Below are 14404 nucleotides of genomic sequence, written 5' to 3'. Positions count from 1 at the left end.
CCGGGGGCCCGACACAGGGCCCGCACCGGTCCTTCACGCGGGCCGCACATCCGGAATCACGTCCGGGCACAAAAAAACGGGCCGGTCCGTGGGGGGGGTTACGGACCGGCCCGAGGGGGGGTTTCCACCATAACCCTTCGTAAGTGATGCTGGGTGCCACGCCACCGAATAATTACTCTCCGAATTCATTGGACTGCGCAGCGGGCATATCTCCGCCGTCCCGCGCGGGCCCGGAAGAGGGCCGTGCAGGACAGGCGCTGTCCTGTAGGGGGCCTACCGTCCGGCCCATGACGACACGAGCGCGCGGCACGACCGTGAGCTGGTCCCGGGCGAACGCCCGGCGCCTGGACCGGCAGTTTCTCTCCGATGGCGCGCCGACCCCGGCCCGCACCGCCCCTGACGTGACCGGCGCCGTCGCCGCGATGCTCGGGGCGCACGCGCAGGTGCTGTCCGCCGCGGAGTACTCCGCGGGGCTCCGGACGCCGGGGGCGACGCGCACAGATGTGCGTACGGCGCTGTGGACCGGCCGGACCCTCGTCAAGACCTTCGGCCCGCGCGGAACCGTGCATCTGCTGCCCGCCGCGCAGCTGCCGATGTGGGCCGGTGCGCTGTCGGCCGTACCGAGGGGCGACGGCCCGTTCCGCAAGGACGCCCGGATGACGCCGGACCAGGTCGAGAGGGTCCTGGCCGCGGTGGCCGAGGCCCTGACGGGCGCCGAGCTCACGATCGACGAGCTCTCGGACGAGGTGGTCGCCAGGACCGGCCCCTGGGCGGGCGACCTGGTGATGCCCGCGTTCCAGGGGATGTGGCCCCGCTGGCGCCAGGTGCTGCACCTCGCGGGCCACCGGGGCGCCCTGTCCTACGCGCCGGACCGGGGCCGGAAGGCGGCGTACACCAACCCCGGCACCGTCCCGATGGCCGCCCGGGAGGCGACGGCCGCGCTCGTGGAGCGCTACCTGCGGGCGTACGGCCCCGCCACGCCGGCCCACTTCGCCCGGTGGCTGGCGGCGCCGCGCGGCTGGGCCGGGCGGCTCTTCGCGGACCTGGCGGGGGCGGGCGCGATCGAGGAGGTGACGCTGGAGGACTGCGGAGCGGCCTGGGTGGCGGCGGGCGATACCCGCTTCCCGTCGGAGCCGCCGCGGGGTGTGCGGCTGCTCCCCTATTTCGACGCGTTCACGATCGCCTCCCGGCCGCGGGAGCGGCTCTTCCCCGGCGCGGCGTACGAGCGCGCCCTGGCGGGCGGCCAGGCGGGCAACTTCCCGGTGCTGCTGGTGGACGGCACCGTGGCGGGCGTGTGGCACCAGCGCCGCTCCGGCAGGCGGATCGCCGTGACCGTGGAACCGCTCGCCCCGCTGGACGCGGCGCGGACGCGGGAGCTGGAGGAACAGGTGGAACGGTTGGGGGCGGTGCTGGAGGGCGCACCGGAGCTGACGGTGGGAAAGGTGACCGTGGGGGCCCACGCCTGACCCCGGGGAGCGGCGCGGCGCCGGAGGCTCGGCGGGTACGGCAGGGCGTGGCGCCGGCGGGTTCGGCGGCTGCGGAACGTGGGCAGGTTCAACGGCCCCGGCCGATGGTCCAGCACCCCGGTGACCGTGCGCGGGCCCTGCGCCTCCGTGCGTACGGAGGCTCAACGCCTGTGGTGCGCACAGGGTTCAGCGGCCGAGCGCGCGCTGTGCGGCCCAACTCCCCTACCCGGAGGCACGTTCGTCGCCTCCCGGACACCCGTCGGCGCAACACTCCTCCCGCCGGAGCGGGTTCAGCGGGTCCGCGGGTTCACAGCGGGAGGAAGCGGATCGCGACCGTGTCTCCGCCGGTGACGGAGAAGTCGCCGTTCTCGCACCGGATCACGGCCTCGCGCACCTCTCCGTACTCGTCCCGCCGCTCCTGCGTGCCGGTGACCGTCCAGGCCCCGCCGTACGGAGGGAGCGGCAGCCGGCTCAGCTGCTCGAACTGCCACTGGCCGGCGGGGACACACCAGTCGGGGAGGCCGGGCCAGGCTCCCGAGGTGATGCTCAGGGTCCGGTCGGACGCGCAGGTCAGCAGGACCGACTGCCCGTCCTCCAGGACGAATTCGACGGCCTCCGGCTCTCCCGCGCGCCCCTCGGGCCGGTAGAACAGGCCATGGACGGCGGTGATCCGCGCACCCGTGAGCCAGTCGGCCTTCCCCTTGCGCGGCCGGCCGGCCGGCGGGCTGATCTCTCCGCCGGACATTTCCCTTCCCACCGACATGACCTGCTCCTTCGTTGTGCGCTCAACCACCAGGGTCGCACCACTCATGGGTAGGACGGCGGGACAGCCGGGGCCGTTGCCTCCTCGGCCGGTGAAGCCCGCTTCAGCGTGGGCCCGTTGGCATCCCGTCCGGTTTCCGCGCCTCGACCAGGAAGCGGGCGCTGTGTGCGACGAACGGCCCGTCCCGCTCGATCCTCCGGTGGAGGGAGCGCAGTTGGGGCAGGTATCCGTCGACGGTGAATCCCGGCACCATCCAGATGACCTTGCGCAGGAAGTAGACGACGGCGCCGATGTCGAGGAACTCGACGCGCAGCCGTTCGGCGCGCAGGTCCGTCACCTCCAGCCCGGCGGCCTCCGCGTCCTGCCGCGCACGCCCCGGGTCGCGGGCACCGCGCTGTTCGCGGGTCAGCGGACCCAGGAAGTGCTCGACGAGCTCGAAGACGCTCTCCGGGCCGACCTGCTGGGAGAAGTACGTGCCTCCGGGGGCCAGCACCCGGGCGATCTCGTCCCACCACGTCGTGACCGGATGACGGCTGACGACCAGGTCGAAGGACCGGTCCGCGAAGGGCAGCGGCGGCTCGTCGGAGTCCGCGACGACGAAGGCTCCGCGCGGGCGGAGCAGGGCGGCGGCGCGGGCGGCGTTCGGCGGCCAGGACTCCGTGGCCACGGTGAGCGGCGGCAGCACGGGCGCGGAGGCCAGCACCTCCCCTCCCCCGGTCTGGATGTCGAGTGCGGCCCCGGCCCGCGCCAGCCGGTCCGCCATGGCGCGCGCGTACCCCCACGAGGGGCGCTGCTCGGTGGCCCGCCCGTCCAGCCACGAGAAGTCCCAGCCGTCGACGGAGACGGCACCGGCCCGGGCCACCAGGGCCTCGAAGCGGGCGTCGGAGGAGGTGAGGGGTACGGACGGATCGGTCATACGGGCAGCGTGTCAGCCCGCCACGGCCCCGCGCGACCGGATAATCCGTACGTCCGGGCAGGCGCGCGGCGGGGCGTCCGGTGGGGTTCATGCGGCGAGAGCGCCGAACAGCAGGCCGGTCAGGGCTCCCGCGATCATGAACGGTCCGAACGGGATGCCCGTCCTGCGCCCGGCGCGCCGCAGCAGTATCAGCCCGACGCCGTACAGGGCGCCGAGCAGGAAGCCGGCGAAGCCGCCGGCGAAGAGCACCGCCCACCCGTACCAGCCGAGCGCCACGCCCAGCGCGAGGGCGAGCTTCACGTCGCCGAAGCCCATGCCGTTCGGGTTGATCAGGAAGAGCAGGAAGTAGAAGCCGCCGAGCGCCGCCCCGCCGAGCAGGGCGGAGGTCCAGGACCCCGCGTGCTCCGGCAGCAGGGCCGCACCCCCCAGGAGCGCCACGGCCGCACCGGCGAGGGGCAGCGTCAGCGCGTCGGGGAGCCGGTGGACGCGGCGGTCGATGACCGCGAGGAGCACGGCGACCGGGGCCAGCAGCACCCAGACGACGGCCTCGGGGCGGGTGCCGGTGGCGGCGGCCAGGGCCACGCAGGCCAGCACGGTGGCCGCCGGGGAGACGACGGCGGGGGCGTAGCGGTGCCGCCCGGCCGGCGCCGGACCCTCCTGGGCCGCGCCTGCGCCGGGCGAGCGGACGGCCACGGCGCACGCCGCGCACCTGACCGGGCCGATCCAGCCCCGGGCGGGCCCCGTGAGCGCGTGCCCGGCCGGGCAGCCGCCGCGCCACGGCTCCCCGGGCTCGACGGAGAAGCGGTACGCGGCGCGCGGGATCAGCAGTCCGGCGGCGGCGCCCCAGAGCGCGGCGGCCGCAATCAGTGTGGCGTCCACGAAGGCGACCCTAATCCGCCCCGTACGGCCGGGTCTTGGGCCCGGGGGCCCACTGCGGGCCGTTCCGGACCCATGGGGGCGCCGGGAGGGCTACGGTCGCTTGCCATGGGGAAATGGCGTAACGGCAGCGGGACTCTGACGGTCGGGGCGGACTCCGAGGTGCGGGAGGTGCCGCTGCGCATCGCCGCCTCCTACCGGGCGCGGGCGCGGGGGCTGCTCGGTGCGGACGGTGTCGAGGGCGCGCTGCTGATCACCCCGTGCGGGAGCGTGCACACCTTCCGGATGCGGTTCCCCATCGATGTGGCCTACCTGGACCGGCGGTTCAACGTCCTGGCGGTCCGCACGATGAGGCCCGGACGGCTCGGTCTGCCCAGGCTCCGGGCCCGCCACGTGGTGGAGTCGGAGGCCGGGGCGATGGACGGGTGGGGGCTGCGCCCCGGGACGCGGGTGCGGGTCTCCGTGCCGGTCACGGAGGTTTCGCCGCCCGTGCGGTGACGGGGCGGCCGGGCCCTCGGGCCGCTCCGCGGAGGCCGGCCGGCGGGCGCGCCCGTGTCCCCGGCGGCGGTGCGTGCCGTCGCCCGCCGCACCGGATCAGTGCTCAGGCGGACGGGCCGCGTCCCGGCCCGTGGGCCCGTGGGCCCACGTCACGGCGGTCCGGGTCCCAGCAGCGTCCACGCCCCGTAGGCGGCGGACCCGAGCGCCAGCGCGGCGACGACCGTGCCCGCGCCGAGCACCGAGCGCAGCCGTGCCAGTGCGACGGCCGGGGGCAGGAGCAGCGGGAAGGCGGGCATCATCAGGCGCGGCCGGGAGCCGAAGTAGCCGGAGCCGATGAGCGAGACGACGACGACCGCGATGCCGTACACGAGCACGGGCAGCGGCTGCCGCTGCCTCACGCACAGGAACACCAGCCACCCCAGCAGCCCCAGCGCGGCACAGAGCCCGAGTGCGGCCGGCAGGGGCAGTCCGGCGATGAAGGCGGCCAGCGCCCGGCCCCCGTCGATGCTGTTGCCCCACTGCGCCTGGACGTCGAAGTACGCGAACGGGGCGCCCTCGCGCACGGCGACGAACACCACGTACCCCAGCCACCCCAGCGGTGCGAGGCAGACGCCCAGCAGCATCCGCGCGTTGCGGCGCACCAGATCCGCCCTGGCGCCCGCGCGCCACTCCCGTACGAGGACGGCGGCCGCGGTGAGCGCGAGCGCGGCGATGAGGGCGGCGGCCGACGGCCTGGTCAGACCGGCGAGGACGCAGAGCGCGCCCGCGAGGATCCAGCGGTCCCGGAGCACGGCGTACAGCGACCAGGCGGCGAGCGCGGTGAACAGGGTCTCGGTGTACGCCATCGACTGCACGAACGCCGTGGGGTACGCGCCCCACAGCGCGGCCAGCAGCACTCCGGCCCGCCGCCCGTACAGCCGGGCGCCCACGGAGTGGATGCCCCAGGCCGCGACGAGCCCGGCCAGCCAGGCGATGGCCGTCCCGGCGTCCCGCAGGGTGAGCGGGGTGACCGCGGCGAAGCCGCGCTCCAGGGCGGGCAGGAGCGGGAAGAAGGCCAGGTCGGGGTGGACGGAGCCGTCGGGGAGGGTGACGGTGTAGCCGTAGCCGTGTGCGGCGATCCGCTGGTACCAGACGGAGTCCCAGCGGCCGCCCAGCAGGTGCGCGGCGTCCTTCCCGGCCGCCGACGCCCACACCTGGAGGACGAGGAGTCCGACGGCTCTGACCGCCGCGTAGGCGCCCAGAGCGGGGGCGGCGGCGGTGAGCAGGGCCGTGGCGCGGTGCCGGGTGCTGCGGGTTTCGGGCGCCACCGGGCGGGGGCGCGTCTGCTGATCGGGCATGCGGCTGATTATGGGCCCGCCGCCGGGGCGGCCTCCGGGCCGGGCCTCTCCGGGCCGTCCGCGCCCAGGACCGGCGGGGCGGCACGAGGGCCACGGGCACGGGCCCGGCCGTCTCGCGTTGCGGACCCGCCGGAGCGTGCCCGGCACACCGTGCGAGGGTTTCGGACGTCCGTACGACCCGTACGGCGGGCGCCGCTCGCGCGGCGGGGCCCGGACCGTGCGGAGGAAGGGCGGCGGAGGATGACGGCCGGATCATCGGTACCTACGGCGGAGGGGCGTACGGAACAGCCGCCCTCCGGGGCGCGGGCGCCCCGGCCACGGCTGGTGCGCGACCTCTCGCTCTCCGCGGTGCTCGCGGGCGTCGTCGCGGTGGTCGTCTCCTACTCCGGCCCGCTGGTCATCGTGCTCTCCGCCGCCCGCGCCGGTCGGCTGGACGCGGGGCAGACCGGGTCGTGGATCTGGGCCATCTCGATCGGCAGCGGGCTGACCTGCATCGCCCTCAGTCTGCGTACCCGCATGCCGGTCATCACCGCGTGGTCCACCCCCGGTGCCGCGCTCCTGGTCACCAGCATCGGTTCGTACGCGTACGGCGAGGTGATCGGCGCCTTCGTGGTGTCCGGTGTCGTGATCGCGCTGATCGGGGTGACCGGGGTCTTCGGGCGGCTGATGCGGCTCGTGCCCGGCGCGGTGGTCTCCGCCATGCTCGCGGGCATCCTCTTCTCGTTCGGCGCGGACGTGTTCACCTCGCTGGAGCACACGCCCGTCATCGCCGGTTCCGTGCTGCTGGCCTACCTGCTGGGCAGGCGGTGGCTCCCCCGGTACGCCGTGCTCCTGGCGCTGGCCGCCGGGGTGGTGTGCAGCGCCGCGAGCGCGAAGCTGCACGTCCGGCTGGACCATGTGGGCCTGGTGCAGCCGGTGTTCACCGCGCCCGCCTTCTCCGTGGCGGCGCTCGTCGGGATCGCGGTCCCGCTGACCCTGGCGACGCTGGCCTCGCAGAACGCCCCCGGGGTCGGCGTGCTCTCGGCGTCCGGGTACCGCCCCGACGACCGTCTCCTGGTCGGCTCCACGGGCCTGGTCTCGGCGGTGCTCGCCCCCTTCGGCTCCCACGCGGTGAACCTGGCCGCCATCACCGCCGCGATCTGCACCGGGCCCGAAGCGCACCGCGACCCCCGGCGCCGTTACGTCGCCGGGGTCGCCTGCGGGGCCGTGTACCTGGTGGTCGGCGCGTTCGGCTCGACCCTCGTGGCGTTCTTCGCGGGCCTGCCGAAGGAACTGGTCGCCGCCATCGCCGGGGTGGCCCTCCTCGGCGCGCTGTCCGGTGGACTGACGGGCGCGGTACGGGAGGAGAAGGACAGGGAGGCCGCCCTCGTGACGTTTCTGGCCACGGCTTCCGGGGTCACCCTGTTCGGCATCGGCTCGGCCTTCTGGGGCCTGGTGTTCGGCGTCGCGACGCATGTCGTCCTCAACGCGCGCCCGCGCCGCACGGCAGGTCCCTCCGCCACCGCGCCCGCCGACGGTACGGAGTCCGCGCCACGTCGGTGACCGCGTCCCGTCCCCGGCCGTTCCCGGTTCCGTGCGTCAGGGGCACCCCGGGCGGCCCGCCGGCCGGTCCGGGCCGTGGGCCCACAGCGGCTCCCGGGGGCCCGGGTTGGGCCCTTCTTTGGGGCCTGGGGCCCAGGTCACGCGCGGTTCCCGGCCGTACATTCACCCCCGAGAGGCCAGAGGACAGGTGCCGGCGAGAGGGTGAACCGTGAGCGGTGGCAGCGACTGGGGAGGCGGGGTCCCGGGCCACATACCGCCGGGCACCGGTAGGCCGGGCGGCTGGTTCTTCCCCCTGAGCCGCGGCTGGGCGGCCGGAGCCCTCGTCTACGTCGTCGCCGGTTTCCTGGCGGCGCGTGCGCTCGTCGGGACGCTCGCCACGGACGACCGGCTCGAACTGTTCGGCTGGCGACTGGCGCTGCTGCACCTGCCCGCCGTCCTCGTGACCGTACTGACGGTCCTGGCGGCGGCCCGCGCCCTTCCCGAGCGGCAGCGCGACTCGCGCGTCCTGTACGTCCTCGGCACCCTCGGGGTCCCGGTGGCCGGGCTCGTCCTCGGCTACGCGATCACCTGGGACGTGGTGGACGCCGAGGGGCTGTTGATGCCCGTGGTCGCGATGGTCACGGGCGCGGCCGTGGGGCTCGGCCTGGACCGGCTGCTGGAGGAGCGGGGCGCGGACCCGGCGGACTCGCCGGCCTACCGGGGTGCCTACGACTGGCGCGACGGCGGAGCCACGGCCACCGAGTACGTCGGTGTCGTCGTCCTGGCCGCCGCCCTGGTCGGCGCCCTCACCCTGACCGGGGTCGGAGGCCGGATCGGCGACCGCTTCCGGTGCGCCGTCATCGCCGTCACCGGGGACGGCGGCGGCTGCACCACGGGTGGGGAGGGGACCGCGCAGCCGAAGACCGACGCGGACTACGAGCCGACGACGTGTCAGGTCTCCAGCGTCTCGGACACCGCGGGCGGGAAGGTCAGGATCGGCTGGTTCGAATGGGGCGAGGAGTACGGCTTCCAGCAGAAGGTCGCCCGGGCCCGCACCGATGTGAACGGGGACGGTGAGGTCGACGAGGACGACAGGCTCGTCTACATGACGTTCACCGACGCGGCCTCGGCCGGCGCGACCGCCGGGACCCCCGGCGTCAAGCTCGGCAGCCTGGGCAGGGCCGAGGTGGACATCGGCGGCGGCATCAAGATCACCAACGGTGACACCTGGGTCTTCCGGAGCGAGGAGGAGGCCAGGAAGATGCGGGACGACATCGAGGAGATGAAGATGTGGGAGACCTCGATGAAGCACAGCGGCGGCTACGGCGGCGGCTGGTACTCCGGCATGAAGTGGGCCGACAAGAAGGAGGACATCGAGAAGAAGATCGGCGACAGGAAGATCTCCTACTCGACGATCGGTCTCAACGCGTACGCGGACGGCGGCCTTTCGGTCAAGGCCGGTGACGACGCGGGGCTCGGCGCCAAGCTGGGCGGCAAGGCCACGTTCTCGCCCGAGGTCACCGTCACCAAGGACGACGTGAGCGGCAACGAGTCGTACACGTACACCGCCAGGCTCGAGTTCGAGGGGAAGCTGGGCGGCAGCGCGGGACCGGTGAGCGGCGGTGTGAGCGGGAAGCACAACCGCACCGGGGCCATCACCGTCACCCGCGACCAGAGGACGGGGAAGATCGTCCAGATCAACATGACGCGGACGGTCGAGTCGGGTCCGGTCTCCGGCAAGGTCGAGGTCGGCGGCGACAACGGCGAGAAGGACCAGGACAAGCGCGGGGGCAAGGGCAACGCCGCCGACTCCTCCGGAGGCACCGGCATCGAGATCCGGACGAACTCGATCGTCTTCGGCAAGGAGACCGACCGGGCCACGGAGGCCGGGCGCGCGGTCGCCGAGCGGTGGCTGGACGGATCGGGCGACGACACCGCCCCGTTCGCCTACCTGTTCGGCGATCATTCCCTGGAGCAGCGGCCCACGGGCAGCGACCCCTTCGAGCAGCTGATGTTCCAGGACGGCCTGTCCAGCACGATGCGGTACGACGGCGAGACGGACGCCCAGAGCTTCGGCTTCGAGATCTCGCTCGGGATGAGCCTCGGTTTCTCCCTCTCCGACTCCCACAAGGAGGAGACGCTGACCGACGCGCGGTTCCTCGGGGCTCCGCAGGGTGACAGCCGCTCGTATCTCCCGTACAGCTACTGCGCACAGTGAACAGGCACCGCGAAGAGGCGCTCCACGGAGGAAGCGGATGACATCGACGAAGTTCCAGGCGCTCGCCACGGCGGCTTCCGCCGTCCTCGGCCTGGCCCTGCTCACCGGCTGCGGCGGGTCCGGCACCGGGGCGGTCCCGGACGGCTGGGGCACGCTCGACACGAAGAGCGTGTCGGTCGGCTACCCCGAGCACCAGGGGTACGCCCCCCAGCCCGCCGCCGAGCGCGACCGGGCCAACGCGGCGGTCGCGCTCAAGGAGGAGGAGGGGGTGCGCACCGGCATGGTCTCGGTGCAGCTCGACTTCGCCACGGGGGTGCGGGACGCCGGTCAGGCCGCCGCGGCGGCCGGCGCCGGGATCGGTCTCGGAGCGACCCGCACGGACACCCGGGACGTGCGCCTCGCGGGCGAGGAGAGCGCCCGGGAAGCGCGCAGGATCGACTACGAGTTCACCTCGACGGGCGAAGGGGCGACCCCGGCGAAGGGGACGCGGATGACGGGCGTCGTGGTGGCCGGTGTCGACTCGAAGGACGTGCCGTTCGCCGTCCGGATCAACGCGGTGAAGGGCGCGCTGGCTCCCGCGGACCTCGACGCGTTCGTCGGGTCGGTCACGGTCAAGTAGGCCCGCTACAAGCGTCGCTGACGGTCACCACCGCTGTGGTGACAGGGCCACCGCGGCGTAGAGCACGACCGGTTCCTCACGGTCGGCCTGCCCGGTGCCCACCGCGACGCGCCGTCCGCCCGTCTCCCAGACCTGTAGTTCGTCGTCGAAGTACCCGAGGTCGAAGAGCGCCCCGAGGAGCGGCGGCACCTCCTCGCCCGCGGCATGCCGTTCGGCGTGTCCGTAGGTGGCGAGCGTGCCGTGGGGGCCCCAGCGCTCGTCCAGGGCGAGCACCACGCCCCAGCGCTCGGTCTCGAAGGCGTCGTACGCGGCCTCGGTGCTCCGGCTGTCGTCGCCGGGGCCCGTATCCGTACGGGCTTCGGCGCCGGCGGGCCCGCCGGCGTGGTGGAGGTCCCGCCCGACCCTCAGGGCGACCACGGCGAAGCCGTCGCCGGACGCCGACCGGGCGGGGTCCGCGCAGCCCGGCCACGGCGGGGTGAGCGGGCCGGAGCGCAGCGCCTCGATCGCCGCGACGTCGTCGCGGACCCGCGCCTGGAACGCGAGCGCGTCGCTCACCACGCGGGCCTGGCCTCCGACACGGGCACGCGTTCCAGCGCCCCGGCGTCGGCCAGCGCCCGCTGCGCGGTCATGACCGCTTCCGTGGAGTGCCCCGCCTCCAGCACGAGGCCGCCGCCCTTCGTGGCGTGGCGCCGGCCGGGGAGGGCGTCGGGCACGAGGGCGGCACGGTTCACGGAGAGGTAGGTCGCCCAGCCGCAGCGCGGCCGGCTGTTGCGCAGGCCGAAGGCCGCCTTGACGGTGCTGAACAGCTCCCGGTCGTACGTCAGCCCGGTGTCGGCGTCCCAGCTCTCGGCGAGGACGACGAGCGCCTCGGGGAGGCGGTCGGCGAGCGGCGCGGGCGAACCGGCCGCCGCGCCCGGGGCCGGGAAGAGCTGGAGCGTCGCCGTGAACGGGGTGTGCTCGTCGCTGCCGCCGCCCTTGGCGCGCAGGTACGCGTATCCGCCGTCCGGCCAGGTGCCGGTGACGGCGGCGGACCAGCCGACGATGTCGGCGTCCTCCTCGGGGCCTCCGGCCTCGACCACGTCGGCGAACTCCCGCACGCCGGAGGGGACGGGCCCGCCGGCCTCACCCTCGCGGTCCCAGCGCCAGCTGACGGGCGCACCGGCGGGCTCCGGGGCGGCCGTCCCGGCAGACGGCGCGGCGGGCGCACCGGACGACAGTGCCGTCAGTGCGCCGAGCGTCGCCAGCCAGCGTTCCGCCAGTTCCGCGGGCGACTCGGGCCGGGGCCCCCAGGACACCTTCACTACCAGTTCGCCGGACATCCGTGACTCTCCGCCCCTGTCGTTCCGCTTCGTTCGGCTGACGCTACTTCTCCACCGCAGTGTGCTTCACGATCACATCCACATCGGCGTCGTCGAAGGCTTTCTGCGCCGCGTCGGCGACCTTCTGGTTGGAGAAGTTCCATTCGACGGGCTTGCCCCCGGCCGCACGCACCTGCCGTTGTGCCTGCTCCACGAACTTCGCCGCCTGGGCGGGTTCGAGGGTCCCGTCGGGGCGTACCTTCTTGCCGTACCCGAACTTGGCCTCCTTGTACGTCTGCGACGCCGAGTCCCACCCGTCGAAGTCGACGTCACGTCCGGTGCGCGGATCCTTGACGGCGTACTCCTTGCCGCGCTTCACCCCGGAGACCTGCTCCTGGTAGCGCATCCAGCGCTCCATGCCCGGCCAGTAGGCAACGGACTTCTTCGCCTTCCAGGTGCCGTCCCCCAGGTCCTTGGAGCCCTTGCGCGGGTTCTTCAGGTCCCCCTGCCAGGAGGGCTTCTCCCATGTGGCGACGCTCTTGCGGCTGGCCTCCTTCGCCGCCGCCCTGGCCGCGTCCGCGTCCTTCTGCGCCTGCTCCGCCGCGTCGATCTCGTCCTTCGAGACGCCGTCGCACTTCTTCCCCGCGGTGAGCGTGACGGGTGTCCCCTGCACGCGGTACACCACAGCGGTGGGGCCCGCCGCGTTCACTCCACCGGCGTACGAGGGCTGACGCGGCCCGCCACCGCCGGCCGGCCGGGGGCCGAGCGGCCCGGCGCCGATCAGGCATCCCTTCTCCGCCAGCTTCCCGGCGGCGTCGTCGGCGTGCCGCTGGGCCTCCTCGGCCGCCTTCCTCGCCCCGTCGACGTCGCCCTTGCCGGCGGCCTTGCGTGCCCGCTCCGCCGCCTTGCCCGCCTTCTGGGCGGCCTCACCGAGCTTGCCCAGCTTGCCGAACTTGCCCAGTTTGCCGAGCTTCTCGGCGACCTTCGCCTCTCCGTAGCCGGGGATGAAGAGGGAGCCGATGTTCCAGACGACGTTGGAGCCGGCCCGGGTCTTCTGACCGTTGTTCCACTGGTCCTTGACGTCGTCGCCGACGAACATGTCGTCGAGCACGGTGAGTCCGGTGTCGACGGAGGAGCCGCCCCAGTCGGTCAGGGCGTCCCAGTAGTCGCCCCTGCGCCACTTGTCACCGGCGTCCTTGGTGCCCTCGGACCAGGCGTCACCGAGTGAACGGCCGTAGTCCTTGAGGCCGTCCCAGGTGCCGGGGAGGTCGGTGACCGTGTCCCAGATCCCGGTGACGTCGCCCCAGAGGCCGTCGACGACCACGCCCTCACCGACCTGCTTGACCTTGTCACCGGCGCAGGAGAAGAAGGCCCCGAAGCCCGAGAAGCAGTCTTCGCCGTCGTCGCCCCCGCCGCCCGCCTTCTCGTCGTCCTCCCAGCCGGGCTCGTCCTCGGCGGCGTCGTTCCTCTCCTCGTCGGACTCCTCCCAGTCCGCCGGTACGGACTCGGTGGGATCCCATCCGGGGCTTTCGGGGCTTTCGGGGCTGTCGGTTCCGCCGGGGCCATCCGTACCGCCGGGGCCACCGGGGCCACCGGGGCCACCAGGCCCGCCCGGATCGCCCGTACCGTCGCTTCCGTCCTGGCCTTCGCTTCCGTCCGGGCCTTCGGTGCCGCCCGTTCCCCCGGTGCGGCCGGGACCCTCCGCCCCGGGGTCTCCGCCCGCCTCGACCGTTCCGCTGCCGTCACCCGTGGCGGGGCACCCGGTCCCCGTGACGGAGCAGACCGCCGACTGGAAGCCGTTGGACATGCGTCCGCCGACACCGCTGAGGAGCAGCGCCAGGATGATCGCGGCGACGATCAGGACCAGGCCGACGTACTCGATGGCCGACTGGCCGCGGTCGCGCCGCCAGGTGATCATCCGGGCGAGGGAGAACGACCGGTTCCCGTCCCCCTCCCGCTCGGACGCGTCCAGCCGGAACCACGCCCTGCTGGACGCCCGGCTGAGGAAGACGAGGATCAGCAGCGGCAGGAACATCTGTGTGAGGCCCCGCAACGAGCCGTCCCGGAGGCTGGATATCCCGCCGAGCAGGAACCACACCTGCACGGCGAGCAGTCCGCGCAGGACCCACACCCCGCCCGTACGGACCCTGCGCGCCAGCACCCAGCCGGTGACTCCGGGCGCCGCCCCGTACGCGACGAGCGCGAGCATCGTGGCGTCCAGCGCGTCGGCGGTGGACGCCGCGAGCAGCAGGCCCGCCCCGCCGAACACCGTGACGGCGAACAGCACGTGGACGAGGATGCGCGCCACGCTCAGCAGCTGCGGCATCTCATGGCGCCCGGCAGCGGGCGGCTGCCAGGCGCCGCCGAAAGCGGAAGTACCCCCCACGGTGGACATGACCGACCTCAACTCGCCTCGGAATGCCGCTGGTTGCGCTCCGACGGTAAGGCCGCGGGCCCCCTGGGCGCGTGGGCCCAGAGACCCAAAGAAGGGCCCACGGACTGCTGCGCGGTCCGGCTCGCCCCCACAGGTCCGGCGACCTCAGCCGGGGCCGCGCCCTCCCCAGGACCGGCATGTCCGTGGCGCCCGTGCCCAGGACCGGCGCATCCTTCGTCCGTCCGTGCCCAGGACCGGCGCATCCCCCGTCCGTGCCCAGGACCGGCGTATCCGTGTCGCCCCCGCCCCGGGCCGGGAGTGCCTACCCGCGCTCCGGTTCTGCCGTGGCGGGCAGGGACCCGACGTGCGGGTCAGGCCTTCGCGGCAGCTCTCACGGCCGTGCGGGGGGGGCCGGGCCGCACCCCGGCCCCCCCCCCCGGGGGGGCCGCCCCCCCCCGCCCGCCCCCGCGCCGCGTTTCGGGCACGTGGCTGGGCCCACGGCGCTGCCGCGCCAGCGG

Annotated in this window: 12 protein-coding genes; 5 read left to right on the top strand and 7 right to left on the bottom strand. The window is 74.3% G+C overall.

Translation table 11 applies throughout. From position 1 onward, the window contains the following. The first annotated feature begins 287 nt into the window (after window positions 1–287). Window positions 288–1466, top strand: a complete 1179-nt coding sequence (locus ACFVS9_RS02270; RefSeq protein ID WP_389929549.1) for a winged helix DNA-binding domain-containing protein — start codon at window positions 288–290, stop codon at window positions 1464–1466. Between the two features lie 307 nt (window positions 1467–1773). Here the strand turns inward: ACFVS9_RS02270 and ACFVS9_RS02265 are convergent, their stop codons facing one another. The 3 genes from ACFVS9_RS02265 to ACFVS9_RS02255 all read right to left on the bottom strand — a co-directional run bounded on the left by ACFVS9_RS02265 (window position 1774) and on the right by ACFVS9_RS02255 (window position 4024). Beyond that, window positions 1774–2229, bottom strand: coding sequence for a hypothetical protein (locus tag ACFVS9_RS02265; protein ID WP_383116787.1), 456 nt, complete (start codon window positions 2227–2229; stop codon window positions 1774–1776). 103 nt (window positions 2230–2332) lie between these two features. Next, window positions 2333–3145 carry a methyltransferase domain-containing protein gene (locus tag ACFVS9_RS02260; RefSeq protein ID WP_383116786.1) on the bottom strand — a complete coding sequence of 271 codons (813 nt, stop codon included), beginning with the start codon at window positions 3143–3145 and terminating at the stop codon, window positions 2333–2335. An 87-nt stretch (window positions 3146–3232) separates the two neighbouring features. Beyond that, complete coding sequence (locus ACFVS9_RS02255) at window positions 3233–4024, bottom strand: prepilin peptidase (protein ID WP_389929546.1); 792 nt, start codon at window positions 4022–4024, stop codon at window positions 3233–3235. Window positions 4025–4129: 105 nt separating this feature from the next. Here ACFVS9_RS02255 and ACFVS9_RS02250 point away from each other — a divergent pair, with 105 nt between their 5' ends. After that, window positions 4130–4519 carry a DUF192 domain-containing protein gene (locus ACFVS9_RS02250; RefSeq protein WP_383116784.1) on the top strand — a complete coding sequence of 130 codons (390 nt, stop codon included), beginning with the start codon at window positions 4130–4132 and terminating at the stop codon, window positions 4517–4519. A gap of 149 nt (window positions 4520–4668) precedes the next feature. Here ACFVS9_RS02250 and ACFVS9_RS02245 read toward each other — a convergent pair whose 3' ends face one another. Beyond that, window positions 4669–5856 carry a hypothetical protein gene (locus tag ACFVS9_RS02245; RefSeq protein ID WP_389929544.1) on the bottom strand — a complete coding sequence of 396 codons (1188 nt, stop codon included), beginning with the start codon at window positions 5854–5856 and terminating at the stop codon, window positions 4669–4671. A gap of 240 nt (window positions 5857–6096) precedes the next feature. On the opposite strand from ACFVS9_RS02245, the gene ACFVS9_RS02240 reads away from it, so the two are divergent. The 3 genes from ACFVS9_RS02240 to ACFVS9_RS02230 all read left to right on the top strand — a co-directional run bounded on the left by ACFVS9_RS02240 (window position 6097) and on the right by ACFVS9_RS02230 (window position 10214). Further along, window positions 6097–7398 carry a benzoate/H(+) symporter BenE family transporter gene (locus ACFVS9_RS02240; RefSeq protein ID WP_383116782.1) on the top strand — a complete coding sequence of 434 codons (1302 nt, stop codon included), beginning with the start codon at window positions 6097–6099 and terminating at the stop codon, window positions 7396–7398. A 208-nt stretch (window positions 7399–7606) separates the two neighbouring features. Further along, window positions 7607–9595 carry a hypothetical protein gene (locus tag ACFVS9_RS02235; RefSeq protein WP_389929542.1) on the top strand — a complete coding sequence of 663 codons (1989 nt, stop codon included), beginning with the start codon at window positions 7607–7609 and terminating at the stop codon, window positions 9593–9595. A gap of 37 nt (window positions 9596–9632) precedes the next feature. Beyond that, entirely contained in the window at window positions 9633–10214 is a 582-nt protein-coding gene (locus ACFVS9_RS02230; protein WP_383116780.1) for a hypothetical protein, read from the top strand. Between the two features lie 24 nt (window positions 10215–10238). Here ACFVS9_RS02230 and ACFVS9_RS02225 read toward each other — a convergent pair whose 3' ends face one another. The 3 genes from ACFVS9_RS02225 to ACFVS9_RS02215 are packed head-to-tail and all read right to left on the bottom strand — an operon-like array spanning window position 10239 to window position 13907. Next, entirely contained in the window at window positions 10239–10772 is a 534-nt protein-coding gene (locus ACFVS9_RS02225) for a hypothetical protein (RefSeq protein WP_383116779.1), read from the bottom strand. Beyond that, window positions 10766–11533 carry a hypothetical protein gene (locus ACFVS9_RS02220; protein WP_389929540.1) on the bottom strand — a complete coding sequence of 256 codons (768 nt, stop codon included), beginning with the start codon at window positions 11531–11533 and terminating at the stop codon, window positions 10766–10768. Before ACFVS9_RS02220 ends, ACFVS9_RS02225 begins: the two co-directional genes overlap by 7 nt. A 43-nt stretch (window positions 11534–11576) precedes the next feature. After that, window positions 11577–13907: a Tox-REase-5 domain-containing protein gene (locus ACFVS9_RS02215; RefSeq protein WP_389929538.1), complete on the bottom strand. Its 2331-nt coding sequence runs from the start codon at window positions 13905–13907 to the stop codon at window positions 11577–11579. Window positions 13908–14404 lie beyond the last annotated feature (497 nt).

Origin of the sequence: Streptomyces sp. NPDC058008, assembly GCF_042886395.1 — a bacterium.
Lineage (GTDB): Bacteria > Actinomycetota > Actinomycetes > Streptomycetales > Streptomycetaceae > Streptomyces.
Note: the sequence above shows the minus strand (reverse complement) of the source record. Positions and strands in the feature narration are given on the sequence as shown.